Source organism: Streptomyces sp. NPDC001514 (genome assembly GCF_053597075.1).
The window spans coordinates 1-24,079 of record NZ_JBSFHO010000004.1 but is presented as its reverse complement, the minus strand read 5'-3'; the positions used below and the strand labels follow the sequence as shown (position 1 = coordinate 24,079).

The 24,079-nt window shown below is 71.3% G+C and carries 20 protein-coding genes and 2 tRNA genes; 19 read left to right on the top strand and 3 right to left on the bottom strand.

Annotation, left to right across the window (positions count from 1 at the left end):
* The first annotated feature begins 23 nt into the window (after positions 1–23).
* The 5 genes from proB (at position 24) to ACWCXB_RS06285 (ending at position 5,191) form a co-directional block, all read left to right on the top strand.
* Positions 24–1,130: a glutamate 5-kinase gene (gene proB, locus ACWCXB_RS06305; protein WP_450720064.1), complete on the top strand. Its 1,107-nt coding sequence runs from the start codon at positions 24–26 to the stop codon at positions 1,128–1,130.
* Positions 1,131–1,286: 156 nt separating this feature from the next.
* Positions 1,287–1,877, top strand: a complete 591-nt coding sequence (locus ACWCXB_RS06300; RefSeq protein ID WP_450719585.1) for a hypothetical protein — start codon at positions 1,287–1,289, stop codon at positions 1,875–1,877.
* A gap of 160 nt (positions 1,878–2,037) precedes the next feature.
* A complete protein-coding gene (locus tag ACWCXB_RS06295; protein ID WP_450719583.1) occupies positions 2,038–3,321 on the top strand; it encodes a glutamate-5-semialdehyde dehydrogenase in 1,284 nt (427 codons plus the stop codon).
* A 67-nt stretch (positions 3,322–3,388) separates the two neighbouring features.
* On the top strand, positions 3,389–3,997 hold the full coding sequence (locus ACWCXB_RS06290) for an SCO2584 family spore wall biosynthesis protein (protein ID WP_450719581.1): 609 nt from the start codon (positions 3,389–3,391) through the stop codon (positions 3,995–3,997).
* Positions 3,998–4,075: 78 nt separating this feature from the next.
* Positions 4,076–5,191 carry an SCO2583 family membrane protein gene (locus tag ACWCXB_RS06285; RefSeq protein WP_450719579.1) on the top strand — a complete coding sequence of 372 codons (1,116 nt, stop codon included), beginning with the start codon at positions 4,076–4,078 and terminating at the stop codon, positions 5,189–5,191.
* Here ACWCXB_RS06285 and ACWCXB_RS06280 read toward each other — a convergent pair.
* The gene (locus ACWCXB_RS06280; RefSeq protein WP_450719577.1) at positions 5,176–6,258 is read right to left on the bottom strand and encodes a M48 family metallopeptidase; all 1,083 of its coding nucleotides are present in this window, start codon (positions 6,256–6,258) and stop codon (positions 5,176–5,178) included. The two genes, ACWCXB_RS06285 and ACWCXB_RS06280, sit on opposite strands and share 16 nt — an antisense overlap.
* 252 nt (positions 6,259–6,510) lie before the next feature.
* Between ACWCXB_RS06280 and ACWCXB_RS06275 the strand changes: the two genes are divergently transcribed.
* The 9 genes from ACWCXB_RS06275 to ACWCXB_RS06235 all read left to right on the top strand — a co-directional run bounded on the left by ACWCXB_RS06275 (position 6,511) and on the right by ACWCXB_RS06235 (position 11,454).
* On the top strand, positions 6,511–6,672 hold the full coding sequence (locus ACWCXB_RS06275; RefSeq protein WP_450719575.1) for a hypothetical protein: 162 nt from the start codon (positions 6,511–6,513) through the stop codon (positions 6,670–6,672).
* 59 nt (positions 6,673–6,731) lie between these two features.
* A complete protein-coding gene (nadD, locus tag ACWCXB_RS06270) occupies positions 6,732–7,334 on the top strand; it encodes a nicotinate-nucleotide adenylyltransferase (protein ID WP_450720062.1) in 603 nt (200 codons plus the stop codon).
* Positions 7,335–7,353: 19 nt separating this feature from the next.
* Entirely contained in the window at positions 7,354–9,123 is a 1,770-nt protein-coding gene (locus tag ACWCXB_RS06265) for an LCP family protein (RefSeq protein ID WP_450719573.1), read from the top strand.
* Positions 9,124–9,285: 162 nt separating this feature from the next.
* Positions 9,286–9,726, top strand: coding sequence for a ribosome silencing factor (gene rsfS / locus ACWCXB_RS06260; protein WP_450720060.1), 441 nt, complete (start codon positions 9,286–9,288; stop codon positions 9,724–9,726).
* Complete coding sequence (locus tag ACWCXB_RS06255; protein ID WP_450720058.1) at positions 9,723–10,382, top strand: histidine phosphatase family protein; 660 nt, start codon at positions 9,723–9,725, stop codon at positions 10,380–10,382. The genes rsfS and ACWCXB_RS06255 overlap by 4 nt, the downstream gene beginning before the upstream one ends.
* Positions 10,383–10,534: 152 nt before the next feature.
* A tRNA-Ala gene (locus tag ACWCXB_RS06250) sits at positions 10,535–10,607 on the top strand.
* 152 nt (positions 10,608–10,759) lie between these two features.
* Entirely contained in the window at positions 10,760–10,924 is a 165-nt protein-coding gene (locus tag ACWCXB_RS06245) for a hypothetical protein (RefSeq protein ID WP_450719571.1), read from the top strand.
* A gap of 3 nt (positions 10,925–10,927) precedes the next feature.
* A complete protein-coding gene (locus tag ACWCXB_RS06240; protein WP_026277450.1) occupies positions 10,928–11,161 on the top strand; it encodes a hypothetical protein in 234 nt (77 codons plus the stop codon).
* Positions 11,162–11,381: 220 nt separating this feature from the next.
* Positions 11,382–11,454, top strand: a tRNA-Ala gene (locus ACWCXB_RS06235).
* A gap of 66 nt (positions 11,455–11,520) precedes the next feature.
* On the opposite strand, the gene ACWCXB_RS06230 is transcribed toward ACWCXB_RS06235, so the two are convergent.
* Entirely contained in the window at positions 11,521–13,095 is a 1,575-nt protein-coding gene (locus tag ACWCXB_RS06230) for an NADH-ubiquinone oxidoreductase-F iron-sulfur binding region domain-containing protein (protein ID WP_450719569.1), read from the bottom strand.
* Positions 13,092–14,648, bottom strand: a complete 1,557-nt coding sequence (locus ACWCXB_RS06225) for a ferric reductase-like transmembrane domain-containing protein (protein WP_450719567.1) — start codon at positions 14,646–14,648, stop codon at positions 13,092–13,094. The genes ACWCXB_RS06230 and ACWCXB_RS06225 overlap by 4 nt, the downstream gene beginning before the upstream one ends.
* A gap of 454 nt (positions 14,649–15,102) precedes the next feature.
* Between ACWCXB_RS06225 and leuS the strand changes: the two genes are divergently transcribed.
* The 5 genes from leuS (at position 15,103) to ACWCXB_RS06200 (ending at position 23,873) form a co-directional block, all read left to right on the top strand.
* Positions 15,103–18,000: a leucine--tRNA ligase gene (gene leuS / locus ACWCXB_RS06220; protein WP_450719565.1), complete on the top strand. Its 2,898-nt coding sequence runs from the start codon at positions 15,103–15,105 to the stop codon at positions 17,998–18,000.
* Between the two features lie 128 nt (positions 18,001–18,128).
* Complete coding sequence (locus ACWCXB_RS06215; protein WP_450719563.1) at positions 18,129–18,920, top strand: hypothetical protein; 792 nt, start codon at positions 18,129–18,131, stop codon at positions 18,918–18,920.
* Between the two features lie 305 nt (positions 18,921–19,225).
* Positions 19,226–20,074 (top strand): DegV family protein, encoded by an 849-nt coding sequence (locus ACWCXB_RS06210; RefSeq protein ID WP_450719561.1) that lies wholly within the window; start codon positions 19,226–19,228, stop codon positions 20,072–20,074.
* A 101-nt stretch (positions 20,075–20,175) separates the two neighbouring features.
* Entirely contained in the window at positions 20,176–21,375 is a 1,200-nt protein-coding gene (locus ACWCXB_RS06205; protein WP_450719559.1) for a helix-hairpin-helix domain-containing protein, read from the top strand.
* Entirely contained in the window at positions 21,372–23,873 is a 2,502-nt protein-coding gene (locus tag ACWCXB_RS06200) for a ComEC/Rec2 family competence protein (RefSeq protein ID WP_450719557.1), read from the top strand. The genes ACWCXB_RS06205 and ACWCXB_RS06200 overlap by 4 nt, the downstream gene beginning before the upstream one ends.
* Positions 23,874–24,079: the final 206 nt, after the last annotated feature.

Below are 24,079 nucleotides of genomic sequence, written 5' to 3'. Positions count from 1 at the left end.
GGCAGACAGTGGCAAGGCAGTACGTGGCGGAAGCCCGCAGGATCGTCGTCAAGATCGGCTCGTCCTCGCTCACCACGGCCGCCGGCGGCCTCGACGCCGACCGGGTGGACGCCCTCGTCGACGTACTCGCCAAGGTCCGCAGCGGCGGTGAGAAGGAGATAGTGCTGGTCTCCAGCGGCGCCATCGCCGCCGGACTCGCACCGCTCGGCCTGGCCCGCCGGCCCAAGGACCTGGCCCGTCAGCAAGCCGCGGCCAGCGTCGGCCAGGGCCTGCTCGTCGCCCGCTACACCGCCTCCTTCGCCCGCTACGGCGTCCGCGTCGGCCAGGTGCTCCTCACCACCGACGACACCAGCCGCCGCGCCCACTACCGCAACGCCTACCGCACCCTCGACCAGCTCCTCGCCATGGGCGCCGTCCCTGTCGTCAACGAGAACGACACCGTCGCCACGGACGAGATCCGCTTCGGCGACAACGACCGGCTCGCCGCCCTCGTGGCCCATCTCGTACGGGCCGATCTGCTCGTCCTCCTCTCCGACGTGGACGGCCTCTACGACGGCGACCCGAGCAAGCCCGGGACCTCCCGGATCCATGAGGTCCGTGGCCCCGCCGACCTGGAGGGCGTCTCGATCGGCTCGGCGGGCAAGGCAGGCGTCGGCACCGGCGGCATGGTCACCAAGGTCGAGGCCGCCCGGATCGCCGCGGCCGCGGGCGTCCCCGTCGTCCTCACCTCCGCCAGCAGGGCCGCCGACGCCCTCGCCGGACGCGACACCGGCACCTATTTCCGCCGCACCGGCCGCCGCTCCGCCGACCGGCTGCTGTGGCTCGCGCATGCCTCGACCCCGCAGGGCTCGCTGACCCTGGACGACGGGGCCGTGCACGCCGTCGTCCAGGGCAGGAAGTCGCTGCTGCCCGCCGGAATCGCCGCGGTCGAGGGCGAGTTCAGCGCCGGGGACCCGGTGGAGCTGCGCGATTCCGAGGGCCGCGCCGTCGCCCGCGGGCTCGTCAACTTCGACGCGAAAGAGATCCCGCAACTCCTCGGCCGCTCCACCCGCGAGCTGGCCAAGGAGCTCGGTCCCGCCTACGAGCGGGAGGTCGTACACAGAGACGATCTCGTCGTCCTGCAGCCCTGACAAACCCCTGAAACGGCTGAAACTCCTGCCTACCGACAAGGACCTTCACCAAAACCGCCCCACCACTGGCCCGGGACTGGTCAACTTTGTCAGGGGAACTTTGGCACGGGGACAGGGCGGGGTTCAGCACCACAACGCATCAACAGGAGGCCGCCGGTGAGACGAGCGCGCCCAGGGGCGGCGCCCCGAGGGACAGGGGGCACGACCCGCACCCGCAGGGCCGTGGGGGAGCAACGGGCCCTCACCAGTGTGGAGGCGGGGCCCGACTTCGACAACGGCACCGACGACACCGACGACGAGCGCGACGACGACACGACCGGCGCGGTCGGCACGGACACCCGCGCCGACGGTGCGAGCGAGCACGATGCGAGCCTGCACCCGGAGACGTACGGCAGAGACCGCGCGGTGTCCAAGCTCTGGCACATCACCCTCTGCGTCTCTGGTGCGGAGGCCCCGCTGAAGGAGGTCAGGCGCGGTCTCGAACAGCTCGCGCACGACCACCCGTTCCTGCTGACCAGCCGGTACGCCAACGACCACGCCGAGATCCGCTACTGGGAAGAGGCCCGGGACCTGCACGACGCGGCCGCGGTGGCGCTGCGCCTGTGGGGCGAGCACCGCTCCAGCGCCAAGCTGCCGCCGTGGAAGATCGTCGGCCTGGAGGTCATCGACCGCGAGACCTACCACCAGCGCATCGCGGAGGGCTACGGCCCGCCGCCCGCGGCCCCTGTCGGCGTTCACCCCTTCTGAGGCTTTCGCCGGCGGGTCCGCCGTCGGCGGCGCACACGGGTCCCGGCCTCGTACCGGGGCCCGTGCCGTCTCGTACCACGTCTCGTACCGCGTCTCGTACCGCGTCTCGCAGTACGGAATACGCGAGGGATGTCCGCGGACCGCGCATTACCCTGCGGGCATGACCTCGCTCTCGCCCTACGACAACATGTCCCCGGTCGCCCAGGCCGCCTACCGGGCCCGCGCGGCCGCCGCCGAGATCGCGCCACTCCCGCGCTCGGTGAAGGACGACGCCCTGCTGGCGATCGCCGACGCCCTCGAGGTCCGCACGGCCGAGATCGTCGAGGCCAACGCCGAGGACACCGCCCGCGCCCGCGAAGCCGGCACCAGCGAGGCGATCATCGACCGGCTCAGCCTCACCCCGCAGCGGATCCGTGCCATCGCCGCCGACGTCCGTGACGTCGCCGCACTGCCCGACCCCGTCGGCGAGGTCGTCCGCGGCTCGACCCTCCCCAACGGCATCGACCTGCGCCAGGTCCGCGTTCCGCTCGGTGTCGTCGGCATCATCTACGAGGCCCGCCCGAACGTCACGGTGGATGCCGCCGCCCTCTGCCTGAAGTCCGGAAACGCCGTTCTGCTCCGTGGCTCCTCCTCCGCCTACTCGTCCAACACCGCCCTGGTGAGGGTCCTGCGTGACGCGGTCGGCGGCGCCGGGCTGCCCGCCGACGCCGTGCAGCTCGTCCCCGGCGAGAGCCGCGACTCCGTGCGCGAGCTGATGCGTGCCCGCGGCCTCGTCGACGTCCTCATCCCGCGCGGCGGCGCCTCCCTCATCCGCACGGTCGTCGAGGAGTCCACCGTCCCGGTCATCGAGACCGGCACCGGCAACTGCCACGTCTACGTCGACGCCCAGGCCGACCTCGACATGGCCGTCGACATCCTGATCAACTCCAAGGCCCAGCGACCCAGCGTCTGCAACGCCGCCGAGACCCTCCTCGTCCACCAGGACATCGCCGGCGCCTTCCTGCCCCGTGCCCTGGACGCCCTCGCCGAGGCCGGCGTCACCGTCCACGCCGACGAGCGGACCCTGGCCTTCGCCGAGGGCTCCAAGGCGACCGTCGTGGCCGCCACGGCGGAGGACTGGGAGACCGAGTACCTCTCCTACGACATCGCCGCCGCCGTGGTCGACTCCCTCGACAAGGCTGTCGAACACATCCGCCTCTGGTCCTCCGGTCACACCGAGGCCATCGTCACCACCTCCCAGGCCGCAGCCCGTCGCTTCACCCAACTGGTCGACTCCACGACGGTCGCCGTCAATGCGTCCACCCGTTTCACCGACGGGGGCCAGTTCGGTTTCGGCGCCGAGATCGGTATCTCCACGCAGAAGCTGCACGCCCGCGGCCCGATGGGGCTCCCCGAGCTGACCTCGACGAAGTACATCGTCACCGGCGACGGTCACATTCGGTGACCGAGAAGTGCGGGCAGTTGCCCGCACTCCCTGCCCAAAACCCACGCCCCGGTCTACTCTGAAAGGCGTGCCGGACGACGTGGGGGGCAGGCCGTTTCCGGACGGCTGGGAGCCCGACGACGACCGCGGAGGCGCCGACGAGGACTTCGCCTCCGTGGTGTTCGACGAGGACTTCGTACGGGCAGCCGCGATCCATGAGCCGACCGCCGTCGAGCGGCTGCTGGCGGCCGCTCAGGCGCGCGCCGAGGCGGAGGCCGCCCGCGCCCGTGCCGGAGCGGGTCCCGCGGACGACGAGCTCTACGACGACGGCTACGGCCCGGGCGGCGAGTACGGCAGCGAGCGCCCGTACGACGAATATGACCCGGACGATCGCGCCGGGCGGTACCTCGACCCCTACCCTCACGGCGGCTCCCTGCGCCCGTACCGGGGCGCCGCCCGCTGGCACCGCCCCGTCGCCTGGGTGCTTGCCCTCGTGATGGGCATCGGCATGGTCGCCCTCGCTTTCACTGCCGTCTACCGCGGTGCGTCGGCCAACCGCCAGGACCGCGTCCCTCCGCCCGCCACGACCGGTGTCGACGTCCCCTCCGGGACACTCGCGCCGGAGCGCGTGACCAGCCCCTCCGCCTCCGCGGAGTACTCCGCACCTCCCGTCTCCGCCGTGCCCCGCACCCCCTGACGGAGTGCGTAGGACCTTGTCAGAACTTGTCGCGCAGCACCGCGTTTACGTCGGCTTCCCCGGACCTAACCTGAAGGTATGGCAGGGCGTGGAGACCCACCTGAGGGGACACCCGAGGGGCTCCCCGGCGGAGGTGAGGACGAGTACCGGTCCGTCGTCTTCGACGAATCGTTCATCCGCGCTGCCCGCCTCCAGGAGTACTCCGCCGCGGAGCGCATGGGCGACCACGCCAGGGCCGTTCGCAGTCGCCCGGGCTGGGGCGCAGGGACCGGGTCGAGGCAGGCCTTCCTGCTGGTCCTGCTGATCGTCCTCGCCTTCGGCACCGCGATCTACATGGGTGTCCGCCACCCCTACCAGCCGCCGCCCGCCCAGCCCGCAGGGCCCCTGCGGAGCACGGTCATACCTCTGGCGCCCACGGGCGCCGTGCCCGGCGGGGAGCCCGACGAGCTGTACGAACAGAGCCAGGCCGCCCAGTTCCGCACAGGAGCCGCCGGAATCACCCTCCCGGCCGCCATGCGCACCAGGAACTTCTCGGAAAGCCAGGTCATGACCGCGCTGACCATCGCCAAGGACTACCTCGTGGAGTCCTCGCTCGCCCCCGATGTGCTCACCGGCGCCGCGGCACGGCCGGTACGGGTGCTCCTCGACCCGGACCAGCTTGAGCAGTTCGACCGGTCCCTCGATGCCCCGGCGGACGACGGCCGGCACGCGGCCACCGGCTGGCTGGTGCGCTTCGACCCGGCGCACGTCGCCCTCGCCGACCCCGAGGTGAGGGTCCAGGGCACGCTCCGCGTCCACGACGCCGGACCCAATGCCCTCGAAGTGATCTCGGACCACACCTTCGCCTACGCGCTCCGTCCTGCCGGAGCGGGAGCCGGGCCCGGACCGGATGCCGCCACCGCCTCCGGGGGCGAGCAGCACGCGGACGACGCCTCCCTGTTCACCGTCCGCCGCGAGCTGCACTTCCGCTTCGACCGCGACGATCTGCGCACCCACCGCGCCGAGCTGGTCTTCAGCTACGTGCAGGCCGGACCGATGGCCTGCTCGGCCGACCCTTCCGGGGCCCTGCAGCCGCTGCTGGCCGGCGAGCGGGCCACCGCCGAGGGCCCGGCCGGCACCGACCCGTACGAGACGCACCGGGCCGCCGCGGCGCTCTGCGGCACCCTTGCCCCCGACGCTCAGCCCTCGCCCTGACCTCCGCCGCCCTTGCCGCCGTCGCGGTCCGCACCGGCCGCGCCGCCCGCGCCCGTGAACTTGTCGCGTAGTCGGCCACCCAGGTCACCGGCGCCCCCGGCTATGTCCCCGACCAGCTTCATCAGCGGATCCTTGCTGGTCCGCACCGAGTCCGCGTAGTGCGATGCCGACTCGCGGAAGGAGTCCGTGACCGAGGTGTCCTTGTCCTCCGTGCGGCGCGCGTAGTGGCCGTCCATGATCCGCTGGTAGTCGCGGCTCTCGGCCCACTTCTTCAGCTCGGCGGCGCGCACCGTGGTGAAGGGATGTGTGCGCGGCAGGAGATTGAGGATCTTCAGCACGGAGTCCCGCAGGTCGCCCCCCGCCTCGTACTCCTCGGCCTGCTCCAGGAACGCGTCCACGTTCATCTCGTGCAGATGGTTGCCACCGGCGATCTTCATCAGGCCGCGCATCGACGCCTGCAGATCCTGGCCGACCAGTAGCCCGGCCCGGTCGGCCGAGAGCTCCGACTTTCGGAACCACTCCCGTAGGGCGGTCACGATCGCCATGATGGCGACATTGCCGAGGGGGATCCAGGCGACCTTGAGCGCCAGACTTGTGAGGAAGAGCAGGATCGTGCGGTAGACGGCGTGGCCGGACAGGGCGTGTCCCACCTCGTGGCCGACGACCGCCCGCATCTCCTCCTCGTCGAGGAGCTCCACGAGCCCTGTCGTGACGACGATGATCGGCTCGTCCAGCCCGATGCACATCGCATTGGGCTTCGGGTCCTGTGTGACATACATCGGCGGGACCTTCTCCAGGTCCAGGATGTAACAGGCGTCGCGCAGCATGGCGTTGAGATGCGCGAACTGGGCGTCGCTCACCCGTACGGAATCCGAGAGGAAGAGCAGCCGCAGGCTGCGCTCGGGCAGCAGACCGCTCAGCGCCTTGAAGACGGTGTCGAAGCCGGTGAGCTTGCGCAGCGCGACCAGCGCGGAGCGGTCCGCAGGATGCTCGTACGCCCGGGAGGAGATGTCCGGGAAGCGCTTGCGCTGCCTGCTCGGCACATTCTCGGAACTGCTGTCGGTCATCGGATGCCCCCTGTTCCTTACGCGATCTGACCCGTCCCCCTGACAGACCCCAGACTAGGTGCTGGGGTTGCGGCGCCGCGGGGGCCTGTGGATAACTACGCGGACGCCGTCGGCGCCGCATGCACCACGCTCGCCACCGAAGCCGGCGGCGAAAGCGACAACGACTGAGTCGGCGTGAGCGTGCCCGCACCTCCCGCATACGATGTGCGCGAAGTCTCCGCTCCGACTCCCGATCGATAGGTCCTGCAGAAGATGAGCCTCGCCAGCACCGCCGCCAACCTGGTCTCTCTCGCCGAGGTCACCGAGCACGAGGGTGCCCACGAAAGCCTCAGCCCCTACCTCACCGGTGGCGGCGCCTTCTTCATCCTGCTTCTGCTGCTGTGGATCACCACCCGCTTCAACCGCGACCGCTGATACGGGACCGGACAGCCGTGCCAGTAGGCTCTGCACGCATGGGCAAGGGACAGCAGGAAATGCCTACCAGGGGCGGCAAGCGCCGACTCGGCGTCATGGGCGGGACATTCGACCCGATCCACCATGGACACCTGGTGGCCGCCAGTGAGGTGGCCGCCCTGTTCCACCTCGACGAGGTGGTGTTCGTACCGACCGGGCAGCCGTGGCAGAAGGGTCACAAGGCGGTCTCTCCGGCCGAGGACCGCTATCTGATGACGGTCATCGCCACGGCGTCCAACCCGCAGTTCTCGGTCAGTCGCATCGACATCGACCGCGGCGGCCCTACGTACACCATCGACACCCTGCGGGACCTGCGGGCGCTCAACAGCGACTCGGATCTCTTCTTCATCACCGGAGCCGACGCGCTCTCGCAGATCCTCACCTGGCGGGACGCCGAAGAACTCTTCTCGCTCGCCCACTTCATCGGTGTCACCCGTCCCGGCCACGACCTGACCGACGACGGGCTGCCCAAGGGCGGTGTCTCCCTGGTGGAGGTGCCGGCCCTGGCCATCTCGTCCACCGACTGCCGGGCGAGGGTCGCGCAGGGCGACCCCGTCTGGTATCTGGTGCCGGACGGTGTGGTGCGCTACATCGACAAGCGCCAGTTGTACCGCGGCGACTGAGCCACGGAGAGGGGCACCGGTGAACGACCAGCAGAACCCGTACGACCCGTACTACTCGCAGCAGCCTCAGATCATCGGCTACGACGAGTACGGACGGCCGGTCTACCAGCAGCCCCACCACCCTCAGCAGCCACAGGGTTACGACCCGTACCCGCCGCAGCAGCGGCCGCAACAGCAGCAAGGCCGACAGCAAGGGCGCCCGCAGAGCCAGGGGCAGGGTCAGGGCTACGGATACGACCCGTACGCCCAGCCGCAGCAGCCCCAGGGTTATGACCCGTACGCGCAGCAGGGCCCGCAGACGCCCCAGGCCCATCAGACCCAGCAGGGCTACGACCACGACGGCTACGGCTACGACACCGGCCAGCAGGCCGCCGTGGACACCACGCAGCAGTGGAGCATCCCGCCGCAGCAGGCTCAGCCCCAGGCGGCCCCCCGGGCCCCGCAGGGCCCCGCCTCCGTACCGGGCCAGCGCCGCCCCGCTCCGGCGGGCCCGGGCCGTGGCGACGGCTCGGGCAGGGACCGCCAGGACCGCGAGTACCGGACCGAGCAGTTCTCGTTCATCGAGGAGCCGGACGAGGACTCCGAGGACGTCATCGACTGGCTCAAGTTCACCGAGAGCCGGTCCGAACGCCGCGAAGAGGCCAAGCGCCGAGGCCGCAACCGGGTCGTCGCCCTCGTCGTCGTCCTGGCCCTCGCGGTCGCGGGTGGGGTCGGCTACCTCTGGTACACGGACAAACTGCCCGGCACCTCCAGCTCCGGCACGGCCCGGAACACCGCCACCGGTGCGCAGAAGCGCGACGTCATCGTGGTCCATCTGCACAACACCAAGCAGGGCGGCACCTCCACCGCCCTCCTCGTCGACAACGAGACCACCAAGCAGGGCACCACCGTCCTGCTCCCGAACTCGCTCTCCGTCGCCGATGACGAGGGCGTCGCCACCACCCTCGGCAAGTCCGTCGACGAAGACGGCTCCACCGGCACCCGCGAGTCGATCGGCACCCTGCTCGGAACCAAGATCACCGGCACCTGGCGGCTCGACACCCCCTACCTGGAGAACCTCGTCGAACTGGTCGGCGGCATCGACATCGACACCAACGCCGAGGTGCCTCCCGCCAAGAAGGGCGAGGCTCCGCTGGTGAAGAAGGGCGAGAACCAGACACTCAATGGTCGGATGGCCGTCGGCTACGCCACCTACCGTGCTGCCGGCGAAGCCGAGGCCGAGCAGCTGCAGCGCTTCGGCCAGGTGATGTACGGGGTGCTGCGGAAGGTCTCGAGCGATCCGCGAGGCGCGACGGTGACCATCGAGACCCTGGCGCAGATCCTCGATCCCTCGCTGCCCGAGAAGGACCTGGGAGCCTCGCTCGCCAAGCTCTCCGAGTACGCGAAGGGCGGCGACTACAAGACCGCCCTGCTGCCCGTCCAGCAGGACGGCACGCTCAGCCAGGAGGCGAGCGCCGGCGTCGTCAAGGACGTCCTGGGCGGCAAGGTCAGCGCTCCTGAACAGGGCGCGGCGGTACGGGTCGGCGTACGGAACGCCTCCGGAAACGGCGATGCCACCGAAACCGCCAGGATCGCCCTGGTCAACGGCGGCTATGCCTTCGTCGACGCGGGCAAGGCGGACACCACTTCCTCCTCACGGGTCACCTACGGTGACGAGGCCCAGAAGGCGAAGGCCGTGGAGGTCGCCAAGACCCTCGGGCTGCCGGAGAGCGCGGTCGAGAAGGGCAAGGCGGCGGCCAACGCAGATGTCACGGTCATCCTCGGCCAGAACTACAAGGTCAAGCGCTGATCACAGAGATTCGGGCGCTGATCACGGAGATCAAGCGCTGATCGCAGGGTTGGACATGGACAGTGTCCGGCCGTCCCTCGGGGCGCCGGGACAATCACTGCGTGGGCTGTCGGCGGTCCGTGAGACCCTGGAGGGGTCTTGACCGCCGACGAAAGCCTGCATGTGACCGCCACGGACCGTTCCCTCGAGCTCATCAATGTCGCCGCCCAGGCGGCAGCGGACAAGCTCGCGCACGACATCATCGCGTACGACGTCAGCGACGTGCTGTCGATCACGGATGCCTTTCTGCTCGCCTCCGCCCCCAGCGACCGCCAGGTCAAGTCGATCGTCGACGAGATCGAGGAGAAGCTGCTGAAGGAGCTCGGCGCCAAGCCGGTGCGCCGCGAGGGCGACCGCGACGCGCGCTGGATCCTGCTCGACTACGTCGACATCGTCGTGCACGTCCAGCACAGCGAGGAGCGTGTGTTCTACGCCCTCGAGCGGCTCTGGAAGGACTGCCCCGAGCTGCCGCTGCCCGAAGACGCCGTCAAGACCCGCGGCAAGGCCGAGGAGCACGCCCGCCTCGCCGGCGACGGCAGCGGGACGGACGGTGAGCTGAGCTGAGCGTCACTGACACGGGTCCGGGCAGGGGCCGCCGCATCGTTCTGTGGCGGCACGGCCAGACCGCATGGAATCTGGAGCGCCGCTTCCAGGGCTCCACGGACATCGAGCTGACCGAGACCGGCGTCGGTCAGGCCCGCCGGGCCGCGCGGCTGCTGGCCTCGATGAAGCCGGACGCGATCATCGCGTCCGACCTCAAGCGGGCGGTCGCCACGGCCCACCAGCTCGCCGCGATCACGGGGCACGACATCACCTTCGATGCCGCTCTGCGTGAAACCTATGCGGGCGTCTGGCAGGGGCTGACCCACGACGAGATCATCGGGCAGTACGGCGACCAGTACGCGGCCTGGAAGCGTGGTGAGCCCGTGCGCCGCGGCGGCGGCGAGCTGGAGACCGAGGTCGCCGACCGGGCAGCGCCCTTCGTGCTGGGGCACACCGAGAAGCTTCCCTCCGGCGGCACGCTCGTCGTGGTGAGCCACGGCGGCACGATCCGCACCACCATCGGCCGGCTGCTCGGCCTGGAGGCGCGCCACTGGGAGAGTCTGGGCGGCCTCTCCAACTGCTGCTGGTCCGTGCTGGGCGAAGGCGCCCGCGGCTGGCGGCTGCTGGAGCACAACGCCGGCACGCTCCCCGAGCCGGTCCTCGGCGACGACGACTGAGGCCGTTCGCAGGCAGTCGGCAGGTCGGTGCGCAGGCCGTGCGCAGGCAGCCGGCAGGTCGTGCGCAGGCCCGGGACCGGCCGGATTTCACTTTCCGGCTGGTCACAGGCTAAGGTTCTTCTTGTTCGCAGCGCGGAGCGCGAAGAACACAAGGGGCTATAGCTCAGTTGGTAGAGCGCTTGCATGGCATGCAAGAGGTCAGGAGTTCAATTCTCCTTAGCTCCACAAGCTTCAACATCAGGATCCCGTCCCCGCAGGGGGCGGGATTTCTGCATTCCCGCCGGTCTCGTACCCCCGACGGCGCTGACCCCCTTGCGGGGCCATGGCAGAATCGGGACGGCCGGAGGGGACGACGGCCTGGACGGGAGGGAGAGGCGATGCCCGGTAGCAGCATCGAGGAGGACGATGACCTGCTCGCCGCTGCGGAGGCCACAGCTCGCCTCAGCTGCCCCTCGTGCGGTTCGCCCCATGTCGCCCAAGTGCTCGGCGACAACGGAGGTATCTCGTACGTGTGCACGGCCTGCGGCCACAGCTGGAGCTGAATGATGGGTGCACACAGGCGGAAATGCGACTGGTGCGGCAGCGGTACGCCGATCGTCCGCGACATGGACCCCGTCAACCCCGAGTACCAGTACTGGTGCGAGGAGTGCGCGCGGGCGCTGATCATAAAAGGCGACCCCATCGAGACGTACCGTGAGCTCGAGGGGGAGCCGATCTACGGCCGGCTGCTCGATGAGCACTGCACCCTGAAGCGGTTCTACTCGTTCGCGACGGCCTGAGCCCGTTCGCGATGGCCTGAGCTGAGCCCGCACGCGACGGCCTGAGTCCGTACGCGACGGCCTGAGGGCGATCGTCGGCGACCTCCGGAAAAGGGATCAACCGGACGCATCCGGTCAAGCTTGTCCAGGCCGGAAACGATTTGGTGGACCACCGGGGTGACCGTGTAATGTTCTCTCTGTCGCCGCGGGGGAAACCCGGGAACGGGGCGGCACACAGCAAGGGGCTATAGCTCAGTTGGTAGAGCGCTTGCATGGCATGCAAGAGGTCAGGAGTTCAATTCTCCTTAGCTCCACAGCAGCTCGGTAAGAGCAGAAGAAGAGGGCCATCCGATCCGGATGGCCCTCTTCTGTGTCTCCCGTCAACCCCGGCCGCTGCCAAGGGCCTTGCGGTTGCTGCTCGGCAACGCCGGGCGCTCGGAAGGCGCCTGCTCGATACGGAGCGCAAGCGCCGGGCAGCGGCGCACTGCACGCTGCGCACGCCCGCGCATGTGCATCGGCACCGCGGCCTCGGCCACCGAGGGATACCCGTCGGCGCCCATGCGGATCAGCTCGGGAACGATCTCCGCGCAGATCCCGTGGCCCTGGCAGAGCGTCCAGTCCACGGCGAGCTTCTCACCGCTCGGGATGGACTCCTCCGCGTCCTGGTAGCCGGGAACGGGCAGCGGCAGCACACCGATCGTCTCCCGGCCGCAGCCGCCGTGCAGGACGTGGGCGGCGAGATCGTCCGTGAACGCCGACAGGGTCGAGGCGAAGAAGCGCGCCGAGCCGTCGGGGTGCTTGCACGCGCCGCGCCCCTTCACCGCCTGGGTCACCTCGCGCAGCGCCTCCAGGGCGGCCGGTCCGCCGCCGTTGATCACGTCGGACAGTCCGCCCGCAGCCGCCGGCAGACCGAGCTTGCAGGGACCGCACTGGCCGGCCGTCTCGGCCGCGAGCCAGTTGGCCACGCGCTGCGCCTCACCGAGGGGGCAGGTGTCCGGGCCGATCGGCAGGATCGCACCCGCGCCCAGCGAGCCGCCCACGTTGGCCAGCGACTCCCGCGAGATCACGGCCTCGTGCGTGGCTGCGGCGTCGATCCAGTTGCCGTGGTAGCCACCGGTCAGCACACCCTGGGGGACCGGCGGAGCGCCCGCCAGCTGGAGCACGTACCGCATCGGCACACCGGTCGGCACCTCGATGACCATGGGGCGGGCGACCGCCCCGGAGACCGTCAGCATCACCGTGCCCGGCTCGTTCTCCAGGCCCGTGTGGCTGTACCGGCGCGCGCCGATCCGGGCGGCGATGGCCAGCTGCGCGAACGTCTCCGCGTTCGACAGGAGCGTCGGCGCCCCGGCGACGCCCGAGTCCGATGCGCGCTCGCGGCGGCCCGGGGGCAGCGCGGGGCCGCCGCCGATGGCCCGGATGACCGCTGATGCCTCTCCGGAGACCATGCGCTCGGGGTTGCGCTGCACCCGTGCGCGCAGCTGCTGGCCGCGCCGGTCCGACAGTCCCCGTTCGGCGAGAGCCGCTCGCATGGAGATCTCCGTGGAGTTGCGCGTCACCGCCACGATCAGCGTGCGGGCGCCCAGCGCCTCGGCCGCCAGGAGGGCGCCGTCCAGGATGAGATGCGGCGCCCGGTTGAGCAGAACGGTGTCCTTGCGGCAGGCGGGCTCGCCTTCACTGCCGTTGATCACGACGACGGGCCGCACTCCGCGCCGGATCGACGCCTTGGCCACGGCCCGCAGCTTCTGGCCGAAGGGGAAGCCGGCTCCGCCGCGGCCCCGCAGGGATATGCCCTCGGCGAGCTGGGCGAGCAGCTCCCCGGTCACGGGTTCGAGCGGTCCGTGCACCTTCAGGTGCATGGAGAGGTCGAGGCGCTCGACCAGATCGAAGCCCTGGGTCAGCTGGGGGAGGCCGACGACGCGGACTTCGGGGACATCGGGGAGGGGGGTGTTCACGGTCGGTCTCCTGCGGGTGCGTTCCAGGGTTCCCCGGCCGGGGGCGGATAGAGGGGGCCGGGCGACGGCTGGGTGTCGTCGAGCGAGCGGGGGAGCGGGGAGGTGGGTGTCAGGCCGTCGTAGCCGCTGGTGGCGGCGCCGCTGCCGGTGCCGTACGCGGACGCCGACCCCGGGTCGTACGGGTCGGCGTACTGGGGCGTGGTGCCGGTCTCGTAGGGGACGCCCGTCTCGTACCGCGAGGACGCGACCGGCGGGGGGAACGCCTGTCCGGGTGGCGGCGGGGAAGGAGTCGGCCAGAACTCGGGGCGGGGACCGGATTCGTCCACCACGGGGAGCTCCTCGGTCATGGGGATGCGCTCGGCGAGGGGTATCTCGCCCGAGGGCGCAGGTGCCGCCCCTGGCGTACGGGCCGCTGCTCCTGTCGCACGGGCGCCCGCCGTGCGGGAAGCGGTCTCACCGGCCAGGGAGACGGCGCGGTAGGCGGCGGAGATCCCCGTTCCGGGACCTTCGCCGGACAGCGGTCCGCCTGTCACCGGGCCGGCTCCGGGGAAGGACCCCGCGGCCGTGGCCGGCTCGGCGGACGGGGGCGGCGCCGCTTCGTAGAGCGGCTGCGCGGGGGCAGCGATGCGCCGGGGCTCTCCGCGCGGCGGGGCCAGTGGCTGCCCCACGGGGGCCCCGAGCGGCGATCCCAGGGGCTGACCGATCGGCCGGCCCAGCGGTTCGTCCGGGCCGGCCGGACGCCGCCTCGGGAACTCGCGCTCGTACTGGGGCTGCGATGCGTCGCCCGCGGTGCCGGGCAGAGGAGCGACCGACAGGTCGCGCAGGGGCTGCTCGGGTGCCTCGGCCGGGCGGCCGCCGGACCCGACCAGCGCGATGAGCCGCTCGGCAAGGCGCCGCTGCATCTGGGGCGGCAGCAGCCGGAGGGACACGGCGGCGGCGACACCTGCCAGCGCGAGGCAGTACATGACGACCACCCAGGTGGCCGCGGGGCGACCCGTGTAGAGGCCGTGCATCAGTGCCGAGCACCATGCCGGGTAGGCCAGCATGTGCAGGGCCCGCCAGCGGGCGGCGGTCCGGATGTTGCCCGCAAGCGCGCTGCGCGCGGCGCCCGTCGAGCCGGCGATCACCATCAGCAGTCCGGCGAGGGAGCCGAATCCGATGAGGCCGGATGTACCGGTGACACCGAGGCCGAACGGGATCAGCGCCCCGAGCAGTTCGACGTGTCCGAGCGAGACCTTGACCGTGGCGTGCAGCAGCAGAAATCCGAGTGAAGCAACCGCCGTTGCCCGGTGAATGCCCTGGGCGAGCAGCCGGTGACGGGTGGAGAGCAGCAGCCGGTCGGTGGCTATCAGACCCCAGGCGACCGAGGCCGTGAGTGATACCAGGGAGAGAACTCCGGTGGTGAAGTCGAGCGCGGCGCGGAATGCATCACTTCCTCCGATGGCGAGCAGAGGGAGGAGCACAAGCGCGGCGGCACTCAGTCCGCCCTGCACCTGCCGGCTCAGGCCTGGGTTCGGTCCGGGCGACGAACGGATCTTGCGACGAGGGTTCATGGGGGCGACTCCGAATGGTGCGGGAAAGCGGTCCCGTGGTTCGCATGCTAGGTCGAGCCATACCAAGCAGTACGAGGTTTCCTCGTTTAGTGGTCAGGCTGACCGGCAACTGACCCTGGGGTTGCCCCGGATAGGGTCGATACGCCGAGTAACCCGGAGGGCGGAACGGGCCCGATTGTGTTCGCGCGGCGTCGGTTCAGGTTCATGCTGTGGCCGTATCGCGTTCGCCTCTGCCCCGTGGACGCTCGATGCGGCCCGTACCGGCCCTGCGGTACCCTGACGCCATGCGTGCCGTACGCCTTCTGCTTAGCGGGCCGCGCTGATCAGTCCCGACCGGTGAATCGTCCGGTCGGAATCGGCGCGGCGTCCCCTCCTGTGCGAGGGGTCCTTTTGTTTGTGGGCACAGCCCGTTCCGGAAACGCTGGCAGAGACGATCGATGGAGCTTTAGGGATCATGAGCGAGACGAATTCCTCCCCCACAGCCTTCGGCTCGGGTGGGGCCCCCTCTGCCGAGGTGGCCGCACCGCACCGCTACACGGCGGCCATGGCCGCCGATATCGAGGCACGCTGGCAGGACTTCTGGGACGCCGACGGCACGTACGAGGCGCCCAACCCGAGCGGTGACCTGGCCGGTGCCCCGGCCGTCGTCGCCCGCCCCAAGAAGTTCGTCATGGACATGTTCCCGTACCCCTCGGGTGCGGGCCTGCACGTCGGACACCCGCTGGGCTACATCGCGACCGATGTCTACGCCCGGTACCAGCGGATGACCGGCCACAACGTCCTGCACACCCTGGGCTTCGACGCCTTCGGCCTGCCCGCCGAGCAGTACGCCGTCCAGACCGGCACGCACCCCCGGGTCTCCACCGAGGCCAACATCGAGAACATGAAGGTCCAGCTGCGCCGGCTGGGACTGGGTCATGACAAGCGCCGGTCGTTCGCCACGATCGATCCGGGCTACTACAAGTGGACGCAGTGGATCTTCCTGCAGATCTTCAACTCCTGGTACGACGACGAGGCGAAGAAGGCCCGTCCGATCGCCGACCTGGTGACGCAGTTCGAGAGCGGGGAGCGCGCGACGCCGTCCGGGCGCCCGTGGAGCGAGCTGAGCGCCGTCGAGCGCGCCGATGTGCTGGGTGAGTACCGCCTGGCGTATGCCTCCGACGCTCCCGTCAACTGGTGCCCCGGGCTGGGCACCGTCCTGGCGAACGAGGAAGTCACCGCCGACGGCCGCTCCGAGCGCGGCAACTTCCCCGTCTTCAAGGCCAATCTGCGCCAGTGGAACATGCGCATCACCGCCTACGCCGACAGGCTGCTGGACGACCTGGACGCACTGGACTGGCCCGAGGCGATCAAGCTGCAGCAGCGCAACTGGATCGGCCGCAGCGAGGGCGCGCGCGTCAACTTCGCGGTCGAGGGCCACGACAGCGAGCGGATCACGGTCTTCACCACCCGCCCCGACACGCTGTTCGGCGCCACCTACATGGTGCTGGCGCCCGAGCACGGCCTGATCGACTCGATCCTGCCTGCCGAATGGCCCCAGGGGATCCCGCAGGACGTCAGGGACGCCTGGACCGGCGGTGCCGCGACCCCGGCCGAGGCCGTCGCCGAGTACCGCAAGCAGGCGCAGACCAAGAGCGACGTCGAGCGGCAGACCGAGCACAAGGACAAGACGGGCGTCTTCACCGGCGCGTACGCGCTGAACCCCGTCACCGGCGCCCGGATCCCGGTCTTCGTCGCCGACTACGTCCTGATGGGCTACGGCACCGGCGCCATCATGGCCGTCCCCGGCCAGGACGAGCGCGACTGGGAGTTCGCCGAGGCCTTCGGCCTGCCCATCATCCGTACGGTGCAGCCGCCGGAGGGCTGGGAGGGCGAGGCGTACACCGGTCAGGGACCGGCGATCAACTCGTCGAACGACGAGATCTCGCTGGACGGCCTGGGCGTCGCCGAGGCCAAGGCGAAGATCACCGAGTGGCTGACCGGTCGCGGCATCGGCGAGGGAACCATCAACTTCCGCCTGCGCGACTGGCTGTTCAGCCGGCAGCGCTACTGGGGCGAGCCCTTCCCGATCGTCTACGACGAGGACGGCGTCGCCCACGCGCTGCCCGAGTCGATGCTGCCGCTGGAGCTGCCGGAGGTCGACGACTACTCGCCGCGGACGTTCGACCCGGACGACGCCGACACCCAGCCCGAGACCCCGCTGTCCCGCAACGAGGACTGGGTCAACGTCCAGCTGGACCTGGGCGACGGTGTGAAGACGTACCGCCGCGAGACCAACACCATGCCGAACTGGGCCGGTTCGTGCTGGTACGAGCTGCGCTACCTGGACCCGCACAACCGGTCGAAGCTGGTCGACCCCGAGATCGAGCAGTACTGGATGGGCCCGCGCGACGGTCAGCCGCACGGCGGCGTCGACCTGTACGTGGGCGGCGCCGAGCACGCCGTACTGCACCTGCTGTACGCCCGCTTCTGGTCCAAGGTGCTGTTCGACCTGGGGCACGTCTCGTCCGCCGAGCCGTTCCACAAGCTGTACAACCAGGGCATGATCCAGGCCTACGTCTTCCGGGACAGCCGCGGCTTCCCGGTGTCGGCCGCGGAGGTCGAGGAGCGGGACGGCAAGTTCTTCTTCGAGGGCGAGCCGGTCAAGCGCGAGCTGGGCAAGATGGGCAAGTCCCTGAAGAACGCCGTCACGCCCGACGAGATCGCCGCGGAATACGGTGCCGACACGCTGCGTCTGTACGAGATGGCGATGGGCCCCCTGGACGTCTCCCGCCCGTGGGACACCCGTGCGGTCGTCGGTCAGTACCGGCTGCTGCAGCGCCTGTGGCGGAACGTCGTCGACGAGACGACCGGCGAGGTCACCGTGGTGGACGACGAGCCGGACGAGGCGACGCTGCGCGCCCTGCACAAGGCCATCGACGGTGTCGGGCAGGACATGGAGGCGATGCGCTTCAACACCGCCATCGCCAAGATCACCGAGCTGAACAACCACCTGACGAAGACGGGCGGCCCGATCGCGCGATCGGTCGCGGAGCGGCTGGTCCTGCTGGTCGCACCGCTGGCGCCGCACATCGCTGAGGAGCTGTGGCGCCGGCTGGGGCACACCGACTCCGTGGTGCACCAGGACTTCCCGGTCGCCGACCCGGCGTACGTCGTGGACGAGACCGTGACATGCGTCGTGCAGATCAAGGGCAAGGTCAAGGCGCGCCTGGAGGTCTCCCCGTCGATCACGGACGCGGAGCTGGAGGCACTGGCACTGGGTGACGCGTCGGTCGCCGCGGCGCTGGGCGGCGCGGGGATCCGGAAGGTGATCGTGCGGGCGCCGAAGCTGGTGAACATCGTCCCCGCATAGCGGCCTCTTGGGGGTTACCCCTACGGGCAGGTTGGGGGTTCCGCTGGAACCCTCGGCCTGCCCGTTGCGTTTACGGTGGAAGAACACACCGCACGGGCAGCAGGCCCGCGAGTCCGGAGGGCGCTCCCATGGGAACCGTAATCCTCATCCTGGCGCTGCTCTTCGTCGCCTTCATGGCGCTCGGGGTGTACGTGAGCGTCAAGGCGATCGGTGCGGCCAAGCGCGGCGTGGACCGGACGATCACCCAGGCCCGGCGCACGGTCGAGGACACGACACTGCGGGCGAAGAGCCTCGGGCAGGCCGGTGTGGCCGGTGAGCTGGCACAGCTGCGTCTGCATCTGCGGACGTCGATGAAGGCCACGCAGGACGCGCTGGCTGCAGGCGTGGCCGAGGATCCGTCGCTGAAGGAGTCGGTAGGCCTCTTCGAGCGGCTGAGCGTGCACGGGCGCGACCTGGACGACGAGCTGAGGCGGCTGGAGCGTGAGCCCGACCGGAGCCGGGTTGTCGAGCGGCTGCCGGAGCTGCGTGAGCGGGTGGAGCGGATCACGCACTCCGCGGAGTCGCTGCGGTGGGCGGCCAGGGACCGGGCGCGGGCCTTCGCGGAGGACGACCTGGCGGCGCTGAGCGCGCAGATCGACGTGGAGGCAGGAGCGCTGCGGGACTGGTCGCGTACCGAGCCGGACTGGGCGGCGGAGGGGGCCTGGGACGCTGCCTCGGGGGCGCCCTCGTCGGCGGCCGAGCCTGGGTACCCGGTCTCCGAGCCGGCTCCTGGTACGGCAGCGGAGGCGGAGGCGGCGCAGGCACGGGCGGCGGAGCCCGACGCCGACGCAGCCGGACCCCAGGCGATCACGGCGCGTGATCCGCGTCAGCCGTCGACGTACTCGTGGCAGAAGACGTCGCGTCCGGAGACGACGAACTGACGAACCTGCGGTGCGGCAGGGTGCGGGGGAGCAACGACGACGCCGGGAGGCGGGGACCCCGGGAGACGGGGGAGCCCACAGACACGGCGCGGCCGGTACGCGCCGGGCAAAAGTCGGCAGAGGTGTCGACGAGTTGCAGAAACGGAATGCGTGTCCGAGCCGAGCTGAGGGTACGTGGAGGGCTGTGAGCCGGGCTCGGAGGCCGGTTCCGACCGGCTCGGGGCGGAGGCGTCCGCAGAGCGGAACCGATCGGGAGGGTGGGGTCGGGCTGCCGTGCGGCCTCCCCTGCGGGTAACCTCCCGCTCATGTCCCGCCATGTCGCGATCGTCACCGATTCCACGGCCTACTTGCCGCCACAGGCAATGGAGCGGCATGGCATCACGGCGGTACCGCTGACCGTCGTGCTGGGCGATCAGGCGCTTGAGGAGGGCACCGAGATCTCGGCCCGCTCGCTCGCACTTGCGCTGCAGAAACGGCGTTCCGTGACCACGTCCCGGCCGAGCCCCGAGACGTTCGCCGCGGCCTACCGGGCGAGGTCGGAGGCCGGCGCTACGGAGATCGTTTCACTGCATCTGTCTTCCGAGTTCTCCGGCACCTACGACGCGGCGGTGCTGGCAGCCCGTGAGGCGCCCGTGCCGGTGCGGGTCGTGGACACCGGCATGGTCGCGATGGCCCTCGGCTTCTGCGCGCTCGCTGCGGCGGAGACGGCGGATGCAGGCGGCACGCTGGACGAGGCGGTGGCCGCGGCGGAGAAGCGGGCCGCACGCACGTCCGCATACTTCTACGTCGACACCCTCGACTATCTGCGCCGCGGGGGCCGCATCGGTGCGGCCCAGGCGCTGCTCGGCTCGGCGCTCGCGGTGAAGCCACTGCTTCAGCTCGACGGCGGACGGATCGAACTGCTGGAGAAGGTCCGTACGGCATCGAAGGCGATCGCCCGGCTCGAGGAGATCGTCGCCGAACGCTCAGGCGTCGCGGGCCGGGTCGACATCGCGGTGCACCATCTCGCCGCGCCGGAGCGCGCGTCCGCCCTGGCGGAGCGGCTCCGCGAGCGGGTGCCCAATCTCGCGGAACTGCATGTCAGCGAGGTCGGCGCCGTGATCGGGGCCCACACGGGCCCTGGACTCCTCGGGGTTGTGGTCTCACCTCGCTGAGTCGCTCGGGTGGGTGACGGAGTTGTCCACAACCGGCCGGGCATCCACAGGAATTGATGCTGCTCGGCGGACCTGGGCGGATGTGCCTAACGTCGTGGGGCATGACGTACCGATCACGCTCCGCGACGAGTGGCCCGGGCCGTGCCCCCGCCTCGGACGGCCGTGTCCGCGACAGCAGACGGCTGCTGCGGGCAGGGCGACGACGCCCGGCATCCGCTTCGTCGATCTCGCCGTCGACCCCGTCGTCGAACCTGCCACCGCCCTCGCTGTCGTCGAACCTGTCGCAGTCGCAGTCGCCATCGCGGTCGCCGCGTCGGTCGCGGTCGTCGCAGTCGGGATCGGCAGTGGCTCTGCGTCGGCGTGCGGACGCGCTGTTTCGGACGCCCGGCGCCGGCGCTGTGGCCTCCGCCGGTGGCACGGCGCCGGCGGACACGCCTGTTCGGGGGACGCCGGGAGCGCCGGAAGCGCAGGCAGTGCCGCGCGCAGGTGGAGCGCTTGGTGCCCCCGGTGCGTTGAGGACGGGGCCGCTGCCGCTGCCGTGGCCGCCCGCGCCCGAAGGGGAGGAGCCGGGTCCGTCCACGCCTGAGCTGTCGGCGCGCGAGCGCGGACGGCTCGCGCTGCGGGAGCGGCTGCCGCTGTGGATCCAGCTCAGATGCGGGGTGGAGCCGAGGACACTGGCCGCGCTGACGGTTGTCCTCGTGGTGGCCGTGGGGTTCGCCGTGCAGCACTTCTGGACCGGCCGGCCGGAGCCGGTGCGTGCGCCGGAGCTGGTCCGGGAGAGCCGTCCCGCCCCTGCCGCGCCTGTCGGGCCGGAGCCGGAGCCCTCGCCAGGACCGCCGCCCACAGCCGGGCCCGGGGCACGGATCGTTGTCGATGTGAGCGGCAAGGTGCGGCGGCCGGGAGTGCTCCGGCTGCCCGCCGGTTCGCGGGTCGCCGACGCCCTGCGCGCAGCGGGCGGTGTCAAGGCCGGGACGGACATCACCGGGCTCAACCGGGCGCGGGTGCTCATGGACGGCGAGCAGGTGGTCGTGGGTGCCCCGCCGACGCTCGGCGCCCCCGCTCCGGGCGGGACGAGCGGGACGGGCGGTGCCTCGGCCGGACCGGCCATGGGGCCGGTGAGCCTGAACTCCGCGACGGTGGAGCAGCTCGACACCCTCCCGGGCGTCGGCCCGGTGCTCGCCCAGCACATCGTCGACTACCGCACCGAGCACGGCGGTTTCCGTTCCGTGGACGAGCTCCGCGAGGTAAAGGGGATCGGTGACCGCCGGTTCGCGGACCTCCAGACCCTGGTACGGCCATGACGCGCCCGGGAGTTCACACCGCGGCCGGGCACCGGCTCGGCGCGTCCGATCCCCGGCAGGAGGGCCCGGTCGACCTCCGCCTGGTCCTACCCGCACTCGCGGCATGGGGCGCGGCGGCCTTCGCCCTGACCGCTCGACCGCCCTGGCCGGCCGCGGTGGTGGTGCTGTGCCTCGCCACGGCCGCCATGCTCCTTGCGCCCCTGGTGGTGCGTGCCGTACGACAGCAGTCGCGGCCCGGCTCGGGGAACCGGGTGGCGGCCGCCGCCGTGCTCCTCTGCGCCGCCGCGGGGACGGCGGCGGGCGGGCTGTGCGGCGCCGATCTGTATCGGGGGCCGGTGCCGGAGGCCGCGCGTCAGTACAGCCGCGTCACAGGGGAGTTGACGGTCACGGGCGATCCGCGGACGATCCGGCCGCGCGTCCGGGGCAATCACATGACGGGAGCAGCGGTCGCGCTGGACGCGGAGGTCACACGGGTGACAGGGCCCGACGGATCCGCCGTTGCCACCCGGGCACCGGTTCTCGTGATCGCGAGGCCGGGTGCGTCGGCAGGGGAGTGGTTACGGCTGCTGCCGTCGACCCGGCTGCGCCTGTCCGCCCGGTCGGAGCCACCGCTGGACGGGGACGGCAGGTTCGCCGCCGTTCTGAGAGTGCAGGGCGCCGGGCCCCCTCGTGTCACCGGGCCGCCGTCGGCGATCCAGTGGACGGCGGGGAAGCTGCGCGCCGGACTGCGCCGGGCGACCGACGGACTGGAACCGGACGCCCGCGCGCTGCTTCCGGGGCTGGTCGTCGGCGACACCTCCCGGATCGGGCCCGAGCTGTACGACGCCTTCCAGGCGACGGACCTCACTCATCTGCTGGCGGTGTCGGGCAGCAACCTCACGGTGGTGCTGTTCCTGCTCATCGGCCCTCCCGGCACGGCCCTGCGGGCGGAACGCGGCGGGCTGGCGCCCCGGTTGGGCATCTCGCTCCGGGCGACGGCGCTGTTCGGCGGGGCGCTCACGCTCGCCTTCGTGGTGGTGTGCAGACCCGACCCGAGCGTGCTGAGGGCGGCGGCCTGCGGGCTGATCACGCTGCTCGCCGTCGGGACCGGCCGTCGCAGATCGCTGCTTCCGGCGCTGGCCGGGGCCGTGCTGCTGCTCGTGCTGTACGACCCATGGCTGGCCCGCACCTACGGCTTTCTGCTGTCCGTGCTGGCCACCACCGCGCTGCTGACCGTCGCCCCGCGCTGGAGCGAGGCCCTGCGGCGGCGCGGGATGCCGGGGCGGCCGGCGGAGGCGCTGGCCGCGGCCGCTGCGGCGCAGATGCTGTGCGCCCCGGTGGTGGCTGTGTTCGCGGCGCGGGTCAGTCTCGTGGCGATCCCCTGCAACCTGTTCGCCGAGCTCGCCGTCGCGCCCGCCACGGTCCTGGGTTTCGCTTCGCTCGCCTTGGCTCCGGTGGCGATGCCGGTCGCCGAGATGGTGGCCCGGTGCGCGGGCTGGCCGGCCGAGTGGATCGCCGGGGTCGCCCGGGCCGGCGCAGCGCTGCCCGGCGCCCAGATGGACTGGCCGGGCGGCTGGCGCGGCGGCCTGCTGCTCGCCGTGGTCAGCGTGGCGGCGGTCCTGGCTGTGCGCGTGTCGGCGCGCCGCCCCTGGCCGGCTGCCGTCTGTGTCCTGTTGCTTCTGGTGGCGGTGGTGCGTCCTGTGCCGCTCACCCGGGTCGTCATCGGATGGCCGCCGCCGGCATGGACGTTCGCGATGTGCGACGTGGGTCAGGGCGATGCCACGGTGCTCGCGGCAGGGGAGGGCACGGCGGTGGTCGTGGACGCCGGGCCGGACCCGCTGCTCACCGACCGGTGCCTGCGCGAGCTGGGTGTCACGCGTATCCCGCTCCTGCTGCTCACGCACTTCCACGCCGACCATGTGGCCGGGCTGTCCGGCGTACTGCGTGGCAGGGCGGTCGGCGTGGTACAGACGACGACGCTCGAAGAGCCGTACGACCAGGCGGCGTTCGTACGGCGCACGGCAGCGGCGGCCGGGGTGCCGGTCGTCCGCGCGGTGCCGGGGGAGCGGCGCCGGGTGGGGCGGTTGGACTGGCGCGTGCTGTGGCCGGCCGCAGGGCCGGGGCCACCGCCGGAAGGGCCGAACGACGCGAGCGTCGTGCTGCTCGTCCGGGCCGTGGGCGGTCCCTCGCTGCTCCTCCTGGGAGATGTCGAACCGCCCGCGCAGCAGGGGCTGATACGGGCCCACCCAGGGCTGCCGCCGGTGGACATCCTCAAGGTCGCCCACCACGGCTCGGCATTTCAGCACCCCGGCCTGCTGGTGGCCACCCGGCCGCGGCTGGCCCTGATCTCGTGCGGACGCGACAACCCGTACGGCCATCCGGCGCCCCGCACCATCGGCGCACTGCGGGCCCAGGGGGCAGCCGTACTTCGTACGGACAGGGACGGAGCGATCGCCGTGACGGGAGCGGGTGAGGAGCTACGTGCGGTGGCGCGGGGTGCGGCCACGTCCGGCCACTGACCACCGCGCATGAACTGTGGCCGGCCTGCTCTTTCTCCTGTCGGCCCGCCTTCATCACGAGAGGAGATCCGGACGGCGGGGGCGGGAGCCCCATCCGCCGAACGGCCTAGGTGTATTGATCACGAGCGTTGTTAACAGTGCTGGGTCTTGATCATGGCGAAGACCTCCGGTGTGGTGGAGGTGTCTAGGCTCCACACCACGCACGG

Coding starts and splice junctions, on each gene's coding strand:
- ACWCXB_RS06295 (WP_450719583.1), top strand. CDS start 2,038: ATGACCTCGCTCTCGCCCTACGACAACATGTCCCCGGTCGCCCAGGCC.
- ACWCXB_RS06280 (WP_450719577.1), bottom strand. CDS start 6,258: ATGACCGACAGCAGTTCCGAGAATGTGCCGAGCAGGCAGCGCAAGCGC.
- ACWCXB_RS06200 (WP_450719557.1), top strand. CDS start 21,372: ATGACGCGCCCGGGAGTTCACACCGCGGCCGGGCACCGGCTCGGCGCG.
- ACWCXB_RS06215 (WP_450719563.1), top strand. CDS start 18,129: ATGGGAACCGTAATCCTCATCCTGGCGCTGCTCTTCGTCGCCTTCATG.
- ACWCXB_RS06210 (WP_450719561.1), top strand. CDS start 19,226: ATGTCCCGCCATGTCGCGATCGTCACCGATTCCACGGCCTACTTGCCG.
- nadD (WP_450720062.1), top strand. CDS start 6,732: ATGCCTACCAGGGGCGGCAAGCGCCGACTCGGCGTCATGGGCGGGACA.
- ACWCXB_RS06245 (WP_450719571.1), top strand. CDS start 10,760: ATGCCCGGTAGCAGCATCGAGGAGGACGATGACCTGCTCGCCGCTGCG.
- ACWCXB_RS06285 (WP_450719579.1), top strand. CDS start 4,076: ATGGCAGGGCGTGGAGACCCACCTGAGGGGACACCCGAGGGGCTCCCC.
- ACWCXB_RS06225 (WP_450719567.1), bottom strand. CDS start 14,648: ATGAACCCTCGTCGCAAGATCCGTTCGTCGCCCGGACCGAACCCAGGC.
- ACWCXB_RS06240 (WP_026277450.1), top strand. CDS start 10,928: ATGGGTGCACACAGGCGGAAATGCGACTGGTGCGGCAGCGGTACGCCG.
- leuS (WP_450719565.1), top strand. CDS start 15,103: ATGAGCGAGACGAATTCCTCCCCCACAGCCTTCGGCTCGGGTGGGGCC.
- ACWCXB_RS06205 (WP_450719559.1), top strand. CDS start 20,176: ATGACGTACCGATCACGCTCCGCGACGAGTGGCCCGGGCCGTGCCCCC.
- ACWCXB_RS06275 (WP_450719575.1), top strand. CDS start 6,511: ATGAGCCTCGCCAGCACCGCCGCCAACCTGGTCTCTCTCGCCGAGGTC.